This is a genomic window from Aliiroseovarius sp. YM-037 (assembly GCF_048060095.1).
In the GTDB taxonomy this organism is placed as follows: Bacteria; Pseudomonadota; Alphaproteobacteria; order Rhodobacterales; family Rhodobacteraceae; genus JBLUOA01.
The window spans coordinates 1,211,917-1,226,226 of sequence record NZ_JBLUOA010000001.1 but is presented as its reverse complement, the minus strand read 5'-3'; the positions used below and the strand labels follow the sequence as shown (position 1 = coordinate 1,226,226).

The 14,310-nt window shown below is 60.0% G+C and carries 13 protein-coding genes; 8 read left to right on the top strand and 5 right to left on the bottom strand.

What is annotated here, in order from left to right:
- Positions 1-39 precede the first annotated feature (39 nt).
- On the top strand, positions 40-1,083 hold the full coding sequence (locus ACEWPJ_RS05995; protein ID WP_416511679.1) for a hypothetical protein: 1,044 nt from the start codon (positions 40-42) through the stop codon (positions 1,081-1,083).
- Between the two features lie 3 nt (positions 1,084-1,086).
- Here the strand turns inward: ACEWPJ_RS05995 and ACEWPJ_RS05990 are convergent, their stop codons facing one another.
- Entirely contained in the window at positions 1,087-2,307 is a 1,221-nt protein-coding gene (locus ACEWPJ_RS05990; protein ID WP_416511677.1) for a class I SAM-dependent methyltransferase, read from the bottom strand.
- Between the two features lie 149 nt (positions 2,308-2,456).
- On the opposite strand from ACEWPJ_RS05990, the gene dddP reads away from it, so the two are divergent.
- The 6 genes from dddP to ACEWPJ_RS05960 all read left to right on the top strand — a co-directional run bounded on the left by dddP (position 2,457) and on the right by ACEWPJ_RS05960 (position 8,983).
- Positions 2,457-3,785 carry a dimethylsulfonioproprionate lyase DddP gene (dddP, locus tag ACEWPJ_RS05985; protein WP_416511676.1) on the top strand — a complete coding sequence of 443 codons (1,329 nt, stop codon included), beginning with the start codon at positions 2,457-2,459 and terminating at the stop codon, positions 3,783-3,785.
- Positions 3,786-3,975: 190 nt separating this feature from the next.
- Positions 3,976-5,205 carry an alpha/beta fold hydrolase gene (locus ACEWPJ_RS05980; protein ID WP_416511674.1) on the top strand — a complete coding sequence of 410 codons (1,230 nt, stop codon included), beginning with the start codon at positions 3,976-3,978 and terminating at the stop codon, positions 5,203-5,205.
- An 88-nt stretch (positions 5,206-5,293) separates the two neighbouring features.
- Positions 5,294-6,601 (top strand): adenylosuccinate lyase, encoded by a 1,308-nt coding sequence (gene purB, locus ACEWPJ_RS05975; RefSeq protein WP_416511672.1) that lies wholly within the window; start codon positions 5,294-5,296, stop codon positions 6,599-6,601.
- Positions 6,602-6,672: 71 nt separating this feature from the next.
- Positions 6,673-6,834, top strand: a complete 162-nt coding sequence (locus ACEWPJ_RS05970) for a hypothetical protein (protein ID WP_416511670.1) — start codon at positions 6,673-6,675, stop codon at positions 6,832-6,834.
- 77 nt (positions 6,835-6,911) lie between these two features.
- A complete protein-coding gene (locus ACEWPJ_RS05965) occupies positions 6,912-7,967 on the top strand; it encodes a flagellar motor switch protein FliG (protein WP_416511668.1) in 1,056 nt (351 codons plus the stop codon).
- A gap of 107 nt (positions 7,968-8,074) precedes the next feature.
- The gene (locus ACEWPJ_RS05960; protein ID WP_416511666.1) at positions 8,075-8,983 is read left to right on the top strand and encodes a lysophospholipid acyltransferase family protein; all 909 of its coding nucleotides are present in this window, start codon (positions 8,075-8,077) and stop codon (positions 8,981-8,983) included.
- On the opposite strand, the gene ACEWPJ_RS05955 is transcribed toward ACEWPJ_RS05960, so the two are convergent.
- Positions 8,947-9,648 (bottom strand): DUF1223 domain-containing protein, encoded by a 702-nt coding sequence (locus tag ACEWPJ_RS05955; RefSeq protein WP_416511664.1) that lies wholly within the window; start codon positions 9,646-9,648, stop codon positions 8,947-8,949. The two genes, ACEWPJ_RS05960 and ACEWPJ_RS05955, sit on opposite strands and share 37 nt — an antisense overlap.
- Positions 9,649-9,872: 224 nt before the next feature.
- Between ACEWPJ_RS05955 and acnA the strand changes: the two genes are divergently transcribed.
- Positions 9,873-12,620 (top strand): aconitate hydratase AcnA, encoded by a 2,748-nt coding sequence (gene acnA / locus ACEWPJ_RS05950; protein WP_416511662.1) that lies wholly within the window; start codon positions 9,873-9,875, stop codon positions 12,618-12,620.
- Between the two features lie 259 nt (positions 12,621-12,879).
- On the opposite strand, the gene ACEWPJ_RS05945 is transcribed toward acnA, so the two are convergent.
- The 3 genes from ACEWPJ_RS05945 to ACEWPJ_RS05935 are packed head-to-tail and all read right to left on the bottom strand — an operon-like array spanning position 12,880 to position 14,283.
- Positions 12,880-13,413, bottom strand: a complete 534-nt coding sequence (locus ACEWPJ_RS05945; protein WP_416511660.1) for a DsbE family thiol:disulfide interchange protein — start codon at positions 13,411-13,413, stop codon at positions 12,880-12,882.
- Positions 13,400-13,555 carry a heme exporter protein CcmD gene (gene ccmD, locus ACEWPJ_RS05940; protein ID WP_416511658.1) on the bottom strand — a complete coding sequence of 52 codons (156 nt, stop codon included), beginning with the start codon at positions 13,553-13,555 and terminating at the stop codon, positions 13,400-13,402. The genes ACEWPJ_RS05945 and ccmD overlap by 14 nt, the downstream gene beginning before the upstream one ends.
- Positions 13,555-14,283, bottom strand: a complete 729-nt coding sequence (locus tag ACEWPJ_RS05935) for a heme ABC transporter permease (protein ID WP_416511656.1) — start codon at positions 14,281-14,283, stop codon at positions 13,555-13,557. The genes ccmD and ACEWPJ_RS05935 overlap by 1 nt, the downstream gene beginning before the upstream one ends.
- Positions 14,284-14,310: the final 27 nt, after the last annotated feature.

Sequence of the window (14,310 nt, the reverse complement as noted above, 5' to 3'; positions counted from 1 at the left end):
TGCCCAAATTCGGGCCAATTTCAACTGCAGGCTGCGTTCATGACATCGCAGAATGCATATCAAGCGGCGACTGATCGCCCACAGGCCACCGAAGCGGCGCTGTTGTTCCAAGCCATTGATATGGCGGAACTTCCGTATGCCCTGGCAAACGTGGCGGCGGCGCTAGGTGCGGATCGCGATGACTTAGGGGCGACGCACGCAAATTTTGACCTTCCGGCCCAAAATACTCGGGTTGAGGTCGTCGCGCTGCAAACGCCGATAGGGGCCGCGGAATTTCACGGGGTTCTGGACACATCGACTGAGCATACCAACATCGCTGAGGCCACCACATTCATCCGGGGCCATCGCCACCACATTCACGTCAGCGTTGTTTCAAAGGATGCGGGGGCAAGCTCCGCATCCGATGCCCAGTTGGACCTGTGCTGCAGCGTGCTTTGCACGTTGATCGACACGCTATCGCCGTCCGCCGTTCTTTGGGGCCAGTCAAGCAGGCTGCTCTCGACGGCGGAGTTCGTGAAACTGGCCAAGGCGGTTGATCCGCTGGCGCTTTATCTGCATCCGAAAGCAGGTAAAGACGGGGCGTTTCACATAAACGGGGCGGAGCGGTTCATCGGCAAGTCGATCACGGTCATGCCAGAGGGCGTGCCGCTGGACGACGCGATGGCGCAGGTTTGTGACCTTATCCGCGCGGGTCAGGACGATCCTGACCGCGTTAACCTTAATGATACCTTTGCGCTGGAAAGTGGTCACAAGATCCATATCCGGCACACTACCCCGACCCCACAACAGCCCCTAGGAGGACTAGAGTTGACTAACGTAGTAGCAGGCACGTCCACAAAGTTGCGCGCCCGACCCGAAGGGCGGACGGAGCGTCCGCAACTCCAACTCGTACCGACAAAAGCGGCCCCGGCCGAGGTGGTTGAAACACCCCCCGCGCCCCGGACCGAGGATGCCCTGCGTGACGTGTTCCGCGCGAACCAAAAACGCGCCAAGGCAACAGAACCGCAGAAACCTGAGGCCCGCAGCAGCAAGTTCAGCCTGTCGCTGCGCCTGCCCTTCCGCGCCAGCACGGCAGCCGGATAAGCCTTACAACAAGAGATTTGAGTAAAGCAGCAGACCATAGCCGGTCAGCTGCTTTGCCGTTTTCCCCCAGACCGCATTGAATCCAATTGGATCAAGCCCCGCCTTCGCTGCGATCGCGCCAAGCGGCGTCCGCCCGTTGACCTGCACAAGCAATGGCGCCGCCTGTTTCGGAATGTCGATGACCTGTTTGTCCGGCCCAAGCGATAGGCGAAGCTGACCTTTTGCCGCCACGGCCCGTGCCAGTGCTTGCGGATCGACGCCCTTTAGGTGAGGCACCAGCGTTTGATCGGCGTTCCCGGCCATCGCGCTTTTCGCTCGGCCCGCGTGGGTGGCGTAGCCGACATGCAGCTTGATCGTGCCGCGCAGTTTCTCCGCCACTTCCATCGCGTCGACCGGATCAGCGGGCGCCTCATCCCCACCAGGCAAAAGCGGCGCCGGATCGTAAAGCGCGGATTGGGTGAAGGACACAAGGCCAAGCCCTGCCCGATCCAGCGTCTCAACCAGATCGCGCGCGCCAAAGGGCCGATCCTGACTGTGAAGCAGCAGATCGTAGAACCCCGCGTCGCCCTGTTCGTGGTCCACCAGATGCGGGTTCAGCCTGAAAGGATGGCTCGCTGGGAGTGCCTTGTAGATTTGCTTGGCTTTGGCAAGACGTTCCTCCGGCGAAAGTCCCGCCAGCAACGTGGCGAACGCCTCCTGCAACGGATAGACTCCGGTCCGGCCATAAGGGGCATACACCATGAAGCCCAGCCCGCCCTCCGGGGCCAGCGCCGCGGCAAGCGCGTCAAACCCGGCTTGCGGCTCAGGCAGATGATGCAGCACGCCGCAGCAGTCGATATAGTCAAACGCCCCGTGATCGGCGGCATCTAACAGGCTGCCTGTCACGAAGGTGATACCGTGCAAGCCCCGCGCCTCGGCCCGCGCCTCCGCAATCTCTCGCGATGCTATCGAAAGGTCGAGATAGGTAATTTCATACGCCCGCTTCGCCGAGGTCAAGACCTGCGCCAGTTGGATCAGCGCATCACCCGTGCCCCCACCGGCAACCAAAATCCGGATAGACTTGGACCAATCCCGCTTGCCGCCAAAGACGAAGTGGTCAACTTCCAGCGGATGCGAGGGGGAGCCGGTGATCAGCCGCTTCGCCTCATCCTTCGGATCGCGTTCGGGATAGGGATACGCCTCATACTGGGCTTCAACGTCGCTCATCCCGCGTGCGTCGCCCATTTGCGTGTCATCGGATTCACGGCGATTTTCGGCATGTTTTCCCTCACAAGCTCCGGCTAACGGCCTGAAACCGACAGATTTTGGGTCGGTTTCAAACGGGACTCCCCCATGGCGGGGCTCCATGATTTTCATAGCAGGGAGACCACGTCATGAACACGCATTATCGAGACAGCCGCAAAATCGACCCGACCCGCGGCGCGACGCTGCCCGATGGCACCCCGAACGATAATGACCGGATGGAGATTGGACCGACCCAGTCCGCGTTTCGCGAATGGGAAGCGGCGGGGCTGGAACTGCCCAACCTTGCCAGGATGCGCGAATACCGTTGGAAGCGGCTGACCCAGCACATTGTCGACCGCGACTATGGCGGGCTGCTGATGTTCGATCCGCTCAACATCCGCTACGCGACCGACACAACGAACATGCAGCTATGGAACACCCACAACCCGTTCCGAGCCGTGCTGCTCTGCGCTGACGGCTACATGGTGATCTGGGACTATAAGAATTCGCCCTTCATGGCGGATTTCAATCCGCTGGTGCGCGAAAGCCTGTCGGGCGCGTCGATGTTCTATTTCTCGACCGGTGACAAAACCGAACAGAAGGCCGAGAGCTTTGCCGAGCAGGTTCAGCAATTGATGCGAGAGCACGCGGGCGACAACAGGCGGCTGGCCGTGGACAAGATTCAGATTGCCGGCCTCAAGGCGTTGGAGGCCATCGGGTTTCAGGTGATGGAGGGCGAGGAAGTCACCGAAAAGTCCCGCTCTGTCAAAGGCCCGGACGAAATCCTCGCGATGCGCTGCGCGTCGCTCGCCTGCGAAAACGCAGTGGCCGAGATGGAAACCGCCTGCCAGCCGGGACTGAGCGAGGACGAAATCTGGGCGGTTCTTCACGCCGAAAACATCAAGCGCGGGGGGGAGTGGATCGAAACACGGCTGCTGGCCTCTGGCCCGCGCACGAACCCTTGGTTTCAGGAATGCGGCCCCCGGATCGTTCAGAACAACGAAATCGTCGCCTTCGACACCGACCTGATCGGGTCATACGGCATCTGCGTCGATATCAGCCGGACATGGTGGGTCGGCGATGACGACCCCCGCCCCGATATGATCTATGCGATGCAGCACGCGCATGAACATATCATGACCAACATGGAAATGCTGAAACCCGGCGTCCGGATGGAGGATTTGACGGCGAACGGCCACACCCTCGACGATCAATTCCAGAAATTGAAATACGGCTGCATGATGCACGGGGTCGGTTTGTGTGATGAGTGGCCATCAATCGCCTACCCTGACCGGCTTGTGCCCGGCGCTTACGATTACGTGCTTGAGCCGGGAATGGTGCTGTGTGTTGAGGCGCTTGTCGGGGCTGAGGGCGGTGATTTCTCAATCAAGCTGGAGGATCAGGTTTTGATTACGGAAACCGGATATGAGAACCTGACGAAATACCCGTTTGATCAGCGTTTGATGGGGGTTGTGTAAAGGTGCCCTCCGGCGCGTGACGTGAACGTAAACTTTCAACTAATTATTTTTCAACAAAAACTTTTGCTTACCAAAGATCGCAGGCGATTGACACGCAGCCTCACCTTCCTGTGACGTTCCTGACAGATACCTTGCGCGTCGGCACGCGCGGGGTCACGTTGTGTTGAAAGGCAAGAAAGAGGTATCAGGCATGGCGACCGAGCGCGTCACATTTGAAGGGCATAGCGGCAAGGATCTTGCCGCGCGGCTGGACCTGCCCGAAGGCCCGCATCTGGGCACGGCGCTGTTTGCGCATTGCTTCACCTGCTCCAAGGACATCCCCGCCGCGCGTCGGATCGCCGGGCGGCTGGCGTCGATGGGAATCGCGGTTTTGCGGTTCGATTTCACCGGGCTTGGCCATTCTGAGGGGGAGTTCGAAAACACCTCTTTCACTTCGAATGTTGACGATCTGATCGCTGCTGCACGGTATCTCGCGGATCGGGATATGCCGGCGGGATTGCTGATTGGTCATTCGCTGGGCGGCGCGGCCGTCCTGCGGGCGGCGGGCCAGATCGACAGCGTGAAGGCCATCGTGACGCTTGGGGCACCGTTCGATCCCGAGCACGTCACCCACAATTTCGGCAACGCACTGTCCACGATCAAGGAAGACGGCGTGGCGGAGGTTAACCTTGGCGGCCGCCCCTTCCGCATCCGGCGGGAATTTGTCGAAGACGTCGCCGCCGAAAACCTTGGCCCCGCGATTGGCAACCTGAAACGGGCCTTGCTGGTGATGCACGCGCCGCGCGATGCTATCGTCGGGCTTGAAAACGCAACGCAGATTTTCACGGCGGCGAAGCACCCGAAAAGCTTTGTGACGCTCGACAACGCTGATCACCTGATCAGCGATGCGACAGATGCCGAATATGCCGCCGAGGTCATCGCAGCATGGTCCGCCCGCTATCTGGACTTGCGCCCGCCCGCCCCGCCCGTCGGCGCACCCGAAGGCGTCGTGCGTGTGTCTGAGGCCGACCCGGATGGCTTCCTGCAGGACGTAAACTCCGGCCCCATGCACCATACCGTCGCGGATGAGCCTGAGGCCTATGGCGGCACGAACCGCGGCATGTCGCCCTACGGCTTCCTTGCGGCCGGACTGGGTGCATGCACGTCCATGACGCTTCGCATGTATGCGCGGCGCAAGCAGATTCCGCTGACCCATGTCTCGGTCGATGTGACGCATGACAAGGTCCATGCGCAGGACGCGAATGACGGGACCGCGCCAAAGATCGACACGTTCAAGCGACAAATCCATCTTGAGGGCGACCTAACCGACGAACAGCGCCAGAAACTGCTGGAAATCGCGGATAAATGCCCCGTCCACAAAACACTGGAAAGCAGTTCGCATATCGAAACCTGCCTCGCCCCCGACGAAAGCTCTGACTAGGCGGACGCCCTGCCGCACCCCACTGGCTTGTTGTTCTGCGCGCCCCGGTTTATGAGAACGCGCGCAGTCCAACAAAAGGCCGTTTCATATGATCCCCCGCTATTCCCGCCCCGACATGGTTGCCATCTGGTCACCGGAGACGAAGTTCCGCATCTGGTACGAGATTGAGGCGCATGCCTGCGACGCAATGGCCGATCTGGGCGTGATCCCTCGCGAGAATGCGGAAGCGGTCTGGAAAGCCAAGGACGTAGAATTCGACGTTGCCCGGATCGACGAGATTGAGGCCGTCACCAAGCACGACGTCATCGCTTTTCTGACCCACCTCGCGGAACACGTCGGCAGCGACGAGGCGCGGTTCGTCCATCAGGGGATGACCAGCTCCGACGTGCTCGACACCTGTTTCAACGTCCAGCTTGTGCGAACGGCGGACATCCTGATCGACGACATGAAGAAACTGCTCGACGCGCTGAAACGGCGGGCGCTTGAACACAAGATGACGGTGCGCATCGGTCGCAGCCACGGCATCCACGCGGAACCGACAACGATGGGCCTGACCTTCGCGCGGTTTTACGCCGAAATGGATCGCAACCTGAACCGGCTTGAAAAGGCCCGGTATGAAATCGCGACCGGCGCAATTTCCGGCGCGGTCGGCACCTTTGCCAATATCGATCCGGCGGTCGAAGAACACGTTTGCGCCAAACTGGGGCTGGAGCCGGAACCGATTAGTACCCAAGTCATCCCGCGCGACCGTCACGCGGCGTTTTTTGCGGCATTGGGCGTCGTGGCGTCTTCCATAGAAAATATCGCCGTCGAAATCCGCCACATGCAGCGGACCGAGGTTCTGGAGGGGGCGGAGTTCTTCTCCATGGGACAAAAGGGCTCAAGCGCGATGCCGCACAAGAAGAACCCGGTGCTGACCGAGAACCTCACCGGCCTTGCCCGCATGGTGCGCAGCGCGGTGATCCCGGCGATGGAAAACGTGGCGCTCTGGCACGAGCGCGACATTTCGCATTCCTCGGTCGAGCGGATGATCGGCCCGGATGCCACGATCACACTTGATTTCGCGCTGGCGCGTCTGACGGGTGTGATCGACAAGATGCTGATCTTCCCCGAGACCATGCTAGAGAACATGAACAAGTTCCCCGGCCTCGTGATGAGCCAGCGGGTTCTCCTGGCCCTCACGCAAGCCGGCGTCAGCCGCGAGGACGCGTATACCTATGTGCAGCGCAACGCGCTGAAGGTGTGGGAGCATCGGACGGACTTCAAAGAGGAGTTGCTGGCCGATCCGGACGTGATGTCGGCGCTGAGTGCAGAGGAGATCGAAGAGAAATTCGATCTCGGCTATCACACGAAGCATGTCGATACGATTTTTCGGCGGGTTTTCGGCGAAAGCTAACGTCGGTCAGCCTGCTGATAGGCGGGCGCGTCGATTTATGCTATGCTCTCTCCACCAAAAGGAGAGACGCGATGAAATTTCTAGGTCTGATCCTGGCTGCTGCCTTTGCTGTTCTGCCGAGCCTCGCCTTTGCAGAAGGCTGTCATGGCAGCGAAAGCGCCCAAATCTCTTGCCCCGATGGGCAGGACTGGGACCGCGGGACCAGAAGCTGCGTGCCGTCAGTCAACACCTGACCCCGCCGCTGTAAGGACAGCATTAACCGCCTCAGGGCAGACTGCTCCGGAATCACTAGCCGGAGCCTTTGGTGCGCATGTCTGCCCCTGTTTCACTTTCTCAGCCTCAGAATCCCCCTGCCGCTCAGCGGCCGTCAGCTCGCCTAAGCCGAAAGCAGAAGGCGGCCATCGTCGTGCGGATATTGCTGGCAGAGGGGGCGAAGCTGTCGCTGGAAAACCTGCCCGACGCGCTGCAAGTCGAACTAACAGAGCAGATGGGCGCGCTGCGCTTAATTGATCGCGCGACGCTTCAGCAGGTCGTCGCGGAGTTCGTGGAGGAGTTGGAGACGGTCGGCCTCGCCTTTAGCGGCGGGATTGAGGAGGCGCTGTCGATCCTCGACGGCACGATCAGTCCGCAAACCGCCGGGCGGATGCGCAAAGACGTGGGGCTTGGTGCGATTTCCGATCCGTGGCAGCGGATCGCGGCGCTTGATAACGACAGCCTTCGCCCAATCCTTGAAGATGAGAGTGTTGAGGTCGCCGCTGTGATGCTGTCAAAACTCAACGTCTCCAAGTCTGCCGAACTGCTGGGGCAAATCCCCGGCCCCCGCGCCCGCCGGATCGCCTACGCTATGTCCCTGACCGAAGCGGTCACACCAGAGGCTGTTGACCGGATCGGCATAGCGCTTGCCAGTCAGATGGACGCCCAACCGATTAGCGCGTTTGACGTTGGGCCGGTCGAACGTGTCGGTGCGATCCTGAACTTCTCCCCCGCCACGACCCGCGATGACGTGCTTGAAGGGCTTGATGAAACCGACGCTGATTTCGCCAGCAAGGTGCGCAGGGCGATCTTCACGTTCGAAAACATCCCCGCACGGATTGAACCGCGCGACGTTCCGAAGATCATTCGGGGCGTTGAACAACCCGTGCTGCTGACCGCCCTTGCCGCGGCCCGCGCGGGCGCTGCTCCGGATGCCACCGCGTTCATTCTTGAAAACATGTCCAAACGTATGGCCGAGCAATTGGAAGAAGAACTGGGCGAGATCGGCAATATCAAGGAAAGCGAAGGAGAAGCCGCGATGACTGCCGTTATCGCAGAAATCCGGCGCTTGGAAGCAGACGGGGAAATTTCGCTGATCGCGGAGGAGGATTGAGCGCCGATTTCGCCGCTCAACACACCCAAGCCCCAGGTTTCTCCGACTTGTGATCCCGGAATGGTCGGCCTATGTCTGTCGCCGACGCAACAGGATAGCGAACGGGAATGCCAGTTAACGGCAAGGACATCAGCGACTTTCTAGCCAACATGGTCGCCCGTGGCGCCCTCAGGCTGGCTTTGGCGTTGCCCTATCGTTGGCGGATTCCCCTGTTCGGGCGGATCATGTCGGGGGTGATCGCCCCCATCGCGGGTTATCGGAAACGGGTCCGCAGCAACCTCGCCCATGTATTGCCAGACTTGCCGGAGGCGGAGGTTGAGCGGCTCTGCCGCGAGGTGCCGGATAATACCGGGCGCTCGCTGATCGAAATCTACTCCGGCGCGGAGTTCAAGCGCCGCGCGGCGGATATGGAAATCGTTGGTGACGGTCTGAAAGCATTGGAACAGGCACGTGAGGACGGGCGGCCCGTTGTGCTCGTCACCGGGCATTTCGGAAACTACGACGCGCCCCGCGCCGCACTGATCGCGCGGGGGTTCAACATCGGCGCGCTTTATCGCCCGATGAGCAATCGGTTCTTCAACGCCCATTATGTCCGATCCATTTCAAAGATCGGCACACCGGTCTTCGCGCAAGGTCGCCGCGGCATGGGCGAAATGGTGAAGTTTCTGAAATCCGGCGGGGTGCTTGGCTTTTTCATCGACAACCACGTGACGGGGGCTGAGCCGCTCGATTTCTTCGGCCAGCCTGCCCCGACCAGCCTTGCCGCCGCCGAGATGGCACTGAAATATGACGCGTTGCTGCTGTCGACCTACGGCATCCGGCAACCGGACGGGTTGAACTTCAAGATCGTCGTGAATGCGCCCGTCGAACACACCTCCCCGGTTGAGATGATGCAGGTTCTGAGTGATGAGTTGGAAGAACTCGTGACATCGCACATGTCACAATGGTTCTGGATTCATCGCCGTTGGAAGCCGGAGCGTCAGCGCACCCTTGCCGCAGCCAAGATCGGCCCGTGACCAGCGCGTTGGATAATCACGACCGCAGGCGCGTTCCCGGAAACGGGCGCTGACAGCGACAGCGCATTCCGGCCATTCCATTCCCGCAAGACCTGCCAGGACGTCACGATATTGGTGTAACGGATGTCGCGGCCTGCATTTTCGCCACGGCGGATAGAGACTGTTTGTTCAGGCACATAGCGCACAAGTTGCACAACCATATTGCCGGTGCCTTGGGGGGCCGGGCCAGCCTCAATGCGGACCCGCCCGTTGCTTTCCGCGACGTTCAGCGACACGGCGGGTGCCTGGCGGCTATGGGCTGCAAGGGTCGCGGACAGCTCTGCCGGTTCGTGGCCAACGATGTGATCGCTGCCGCCGATGATCATCTGCGGCGTATAGACCATGCGCTTGTTCGCGGCTCGGGCATAGGCCTTTTGGCGACGGGTGAAGGCCGGATCGGCAAAGGTATCTTCCCAGCCGATATAGTCCCAGTAATCAACATGCAGCGACAGCGGGATCACATCGTCACGCCCGGCAAGTGAGGAAAACAGGCGGTCCGCCGGTGGGCAGGAGGAACAGCCCTGCGAGGTGTAAAGCTCTACCACCACGGGGTTGGACTGCGCATGAAGTGCGCCGGCGCTTACGATCCAAAACGCCAGAATCATGCGGATCAGTTTTTGTGCCATAAGCTACTCTTGCCTTCTTGGGTTATCCTTACCTAGTCCAGCGGCGGCTCAAAAACCAATCAAGGTTTTGCGAGAATCCGTGCGTTCAACTGAAACATCCGGCGGAAAATTGCAAAACTGTGTGCAATGGTATACAAAAACGACCCTGCCCCCCTTGAACGTGGTTCGGGGATGGGGCAAAACCCGCATCAGCAACACCCCATGCCATTTTGAGGGAGGCCAGAATGCCCATCACCGTCGGACACGATAGTTCCAAAACCCGCAAAACCCTGACCGCCGGGTCAGAAAGCGTTGCCTATTATTCCATCTCCGCCGCCGAAGCTGCCGGGTTGGGGGATTTTTCGCGCCTGCCCGCCGCGCTGAAGGTCGTGCTGGAAAACATGCTGCGATTTGAGGATGGCAAGACGGTCGATGTCGACGACATCAAGGCGTTTGCCGAATGGGGCAAGAACGGCGGCAAAAATCCCCGAGAGATCGCCTACCGCCCTGCCCGCGTGCTGATGCAGGATTTCACCGGTGTTCCGGCTGTTGTTGACCTTGCCGCAATGCGCGACGGGATCGTGGCGCTGGGGGGGGATGCAGAAAAGATTAACCCGCTGAACCCGGTTGATCTTGTCATCGACCATTCGGTGATGATCGACGAATTCGGCAACCCGCGCGCGTTCCAAATGAACGTCGACCGCGAATACGAACGGAATATGGAGCGTTATACGTTCCTGAAATGGGGCCAGTCTGCCTTCAACAATTTCCGCGTTGTTCCGCCGGGAACGGGTATCTGCCACCAGGTAAACCTAGAATACCTCGCGCAAACCGTCTGGACCGACAAGGATCAGAACGGTGAAGAGGTAGCCTACCCCGATACGCTGGTCGGCACGGACAGCCACACCACGATGGTCAACGGCCTCGCCGTGCTCGGTTGGGGCGTCGGCGGGATCGAGGCTGAGGCCGCGATGCTGGGTCAGCCGATTTCGATGCTGATCCCCGAGGTTGTTGGCTTCAAACTGACGGGCGAGATGGTCGAAGGCACCACAGCGACCGACCTTGTGTTGAAGGTCGTCGAAATGCTCCGCGAAAAGGGCGTTGTCGGCAAGTTTGTTGAATTCTACGGTGACGGGCTTGATCGCCTGCCGCTGGCTGACCGGGCGACGATCGGCAACATGGCACCTGAATACGGCGCGACTTGCGGCTTCTTCCCGATTGACGACGAAACCCTGCGGTATCTTGAAATCACCGGCCGCGACAAAGATCGCATCGCGCTGGTCGAAGCCTACGCCAAGGAAAACGGCCTGTGGCGCGGACCGGACTACGATCCGATCTACACGGATACCCTATCGCTTGACATGGGCACGGTAGTTCCGGCGATTTCCGGGCCGAAGCGTCCGCAGGACCACACGCCGCTCGATAAAGCATCCAATGCCTTCATGAACGTCGTTTCCGACTACCGCGGCACCGACGCGACCACCGAGGCTGCTGAAATGGCTGCCGAAGGTCCGGCCCCGACCGCCCCCGCCGATCCGCGCAAATCGCAAAGTGTTGAGGGCGAGGATTATTCGCTACGCGACGGGTCCATCGTGATCGCGTCGATCACCTCCTGCACCAATACGTCGAACCCTTACGTGATGATCGGCGCCGGTCTTGTGGCCCGCAAAGCCCGCGCACTTGGCCTGAATCGCAAGCCGTGGGTCAAGACATCGCTCGCGCCCGGTTCGCAGGTCGTCAGCGCTTATCTTGAGGCGGCTGGCTTGCAAGAAGACCTCGACGCAATCGGGTTCAACCTTGTTGGCTACGGCTGCACGACCTGTATCGGCAACTCCGGCCCGATCCAGAAGGAACTGTCAGAGGCGATTGCCAAGGGCGACCTGATCGCAACCTCTGTACTTTCAGGGAACCGCAACTTCGAAGGGCGGATCAGCCCGGATGTGCGGGCGAACTACCTCGCCTCACCGCCGCTGGTCGTGGCCTACGCGCTGGCTGGCGATATGAATATCAACCTGACGACCGATCCGCTGGGTCAGGACGAGAACGGCAACGATGTTTACCTGAAAGACCTCTGGCCAACGACACAGGAAATCGCGGACCTCGTCGAAAAGACCGTGACCCGCGAGGCGTTCCAGTCGAAATACGCCGATGTCTTCAAAGGCGACGAAAAGTGGCAAGGTGTCGAGACTACCGACAGCCTGACTTACGATTGGCCGTCCACCTCGACCTACGTTCAAAATCCGCCCTATTTCCGCGATATGTCGAAGGACGCGGGCACGATTTCTGACGTGAAAGACGCGAAAGTTCTCGCAATCCTCGGCGATATGGTCACGACCGACCACATCAGCCCCGCCGGTTCGTTCAAAGAGTCGACCCCGGCAGGCGAATATCTGGTGGAGCGTCAGGTGCCGGTGCGGGAGTTCAATTCCTACGGGTCACGCCGTGGCAATCACGAAGTGATGATGCGCGGCACCTTCGCCAACATCCGCATCAAGAACGAGATGCTGGATGGGGTCGAGGGCGGATATACCCTTGGGCCGGATGGCAAGCAGACCTCGATTTTCGACGCCGCGATGGCCTATCAGGAAGAAGGCACGCCGCTCGTGATCTTCGCCGGTGAACAATACGGCGCCGGATCAAGCCGCGACTGGGCCGCGAAAGGCACGGCGCTGCTGGGCGTGAAAGCTGTGATCGCCGAGAACTTTGAACGTATCCACCGCTCAAACCTCGTCGGTATGGGGGTCATCCCGTTTGAGTTTACGGGCGGCGATACACGCAGCTCTCTTGGCCTCAAGGGGGACGAAACGGTTTCCATCACCGGGCTTGAGGGCGACTTGAAACCGCTGTCCGAAGTGCCCGCGACGATCAAATATGCGGACGGGTCGACCAAGGAAATCACGCTCAAATGCCGGATCGATACGGAAGTTGAGATTGAATATATCGAGAATGGCGGCGTGCTGCATTACGTGCTGCGCAACCTCGCCAAATCCTGATCCTTTTCGATAATCAAACAAAGGCCCGGCCACTGCGTCGGGCCTTTTCATTTTCCAACATGTCAACGCGCGTTTTTCCGCCGATTTTCGGCGCGAATTTACGCTTGGTATTTTGTTGTTAACCACGTCGGGTTAGCAAAGGGCATGATTGATTTGTCTATTCCACACGACCGTCCGAACCGTATCGCGCTTCCGATTATTTTTCTGGAAATCGCCCTGCTTTTGATGCTGGCGCTTGCGGGCTAAATCTTCAGGACAGCTACTCTGCTGATTCCAGAATGGGCCGAATCCGGCCTTTCAAAACGCGTTCGGTGATCGGGCCGGCAAAACGCAAGACGATCTTTCCATCGCTGTCGATCACGTATGTCTCCGGCACCCCGGCGACACCCCATTCCAGCGCCGTGCGGGCGCGCGGATCGGCCCCGACTGCGGCATAGGGGTTCCCCAACTCCTCAAGAAACGCGAGCGCTTTTTCGGGGTCGTCCTTGTAGTTGATGCCGTAGATCGGCAGCCCCTCCTCGGCCAGACGTTCAAGGTTCGGATGTTCAGCCCGGCAAGGCGCACACCAGCTCGCCCAAAAGTTCACGAGCTTGAGGCCCGGTGCGGTGAGGTCCTCTGCGTCGAATATCGGCTCCGCGCCCAAGGTTTCCATGATGAGCGCGGGTGCTGGCCCGCCCTCACGGCCCGTGGGTGGCGCACCATCATTGCCGCCCCGATTGCCCACATAGGCAAGGCCGACGAACCCCGCAAACAGCACGACCGGGGCCAGCATCAACGGATTAAACTTGGACATTGTGCCGTCCTTCAACCTCAGCCAACTGGCGTTTGATCCGACGATTACGGGCGACACTCAGCACCACCAGAGCAACGATCAGCACAATGCTCGCCGCGTAGGCGATCCCAACCTCCGCTGCGTATTTCCCAAGGTCGGGCATCATTGCGCCCTCTCCCGCGCGACGAGCGCTTTGATGCGGCGCGCGCGAATTTCGGTCTGTGTGCGCAGCAGAACAAGCGCCACAAATAGCAGGACAAACCCCGCGATGCAGATCAGAAGCGGCAGATAAAACGCGTTATCGATATTGGTTTCCGCATCAAGCGACAAGGTTGCGCCCTGATGCAACCCTTGGTTCCAAAAGTTGACAGCGTAGCGGCTGAGCAGCGCAAAGACTGACCCGACCAGGCACAGGACCGACGTAAGGTCGGCGGCGGTATCCGGGTCTTCGACCGCTTCCCACAGGGCGATGTAACCGAGGTAGAACAGGAACAGGATCAGGAAGGATGTCAGGCGCGGATCCCACGCCCACCATGTGCCCCACATCGGTTGGCCCCAGACGGCCCCGGTCACCAGTGCGATCAGGGTCATCGTCATCCCAATCGGGGCCGCGGCCCGCGCGGCGAGCGCCGACACATGGTGCCGCCGGATCAACCAGATCAGCGACGTAACCAGCATCATCAGCCACGCGTTAATCGCCATCAAGGCCGACGGCACATGAAGGAAGATGATCTTGACGGTCGAACCTTGTCGGTAATCGTCCGGCGTATGGAAAAAGCCCCAGTAAAGCCCAACGACCAGCGCGACCGCCGCCAGGCCAGCAATGATCGGCAGCAGCACCTGCGAGGTCTGCATGAACTTTCGTGGATTGGCATATTCCCAAAGCGACATGGCGGTTTACCTATTGTCCTTTTGGCC

What these genes read in the sequence shown, in the direction of transcription:
- ACEWPJ_RS05995 (WP_416511679.1), top strand. Translation starts at nt 40, where the DNA reads ATGACATCGCAGAATGCATATCAAGCGGCGACTGATCGCCCACAGGCC.
- ACEWPJ_RS05990 (WP_416511677.1), bottom strand. Translation starts at nt 2,307, where the DNA reads ATGGGCGACGCACGCGGGATGAGCGACGTTGAAGCCCAGTATGAGGCG.
- dddP (WP_416511676.1), top strand. Translation starts at nt 2,457, where the DNA reads ATGAACACGCATTATCGAGACAGCCGCAAAATCGACCCGACCCGCGGC.
- ACEWPJ_RS05980 (WP_416511674.1), top strand. Translation starts at nt 3,976, where the DNA reads ATGGCGACCGAGCGCGTCACATTTGAAGGGCATAGCGGCAAGGATCTT.
- purB (WP_416511672.1), top strand. Translation starts at nt 5,294, where the DNA reads ATGATCCCCCGCTATTCCCGCCCCGACATGGTTGCCATCTGGTCACCG.
- ACEWPJ_RS05970 (WP_416511670.1), top strand. Translation starts at nt 6,673, where the DNA reads ATGAAATTTCTAGGTCTGATCCTGGCTGCTGCCTTTGCTGTTCTGCCG.
- ACEWPJ_RS05965 (WP_416511668.1), top strand. Translation starts at nt 6,912, where the DNA reads ATGTCTGCCCCTGTTTCACTTTCTCAGCCTCAGAATCCCCCTGCCGCT.
- ACEWPJ_RS05960 (WP_416511666.1), top strand. Translation starts at nt 8,075, where the DNA reads ATGCCAGTTAACGGCAAGGACATCAGCGACTTTCTAGCCAACATGGTC.
- ACEWPJ_RS05955 (WP_416511664.1), bottom strand. Translation starts at nt 9,648, where the DNA reads ATGGCACAAAAACTGATCCGCATGATTCTGGCGTTTTGGATCGTAAGC.
- acnA (WP_416511662.1), top strand. Translation starts at nt 9,873, where the DNA reads ATGCCCATCACCGTCGGACACGATAGTTCCAAAACCCGCAAAACCCTG.
- ACEWPJ_RS05945 (WP_416511660.1), bottom strand. Translation starts at nt 13,413, where the DNA reads ATGTCCAAGTTTAATCCGTTGATGCTGGCCCCGGTCGTGCTGTTTGCG.
- ccmD (WP_416511658.1), bottom strand. Translation starts at nt 13,555, where the DNA reads ATGCCCGACCTTGGGAAATACGCAGCGGAGGTTGGGATCGCCTACGCG.
- ACEWPJ_RS05935 (WP_416511656.1), bottom strand. Translation starts at nt 14,283, where the DNA reads ATGTCGCTTTGGGAATATGCCAATCCACGAAAGTTCATGCAGACCTCG.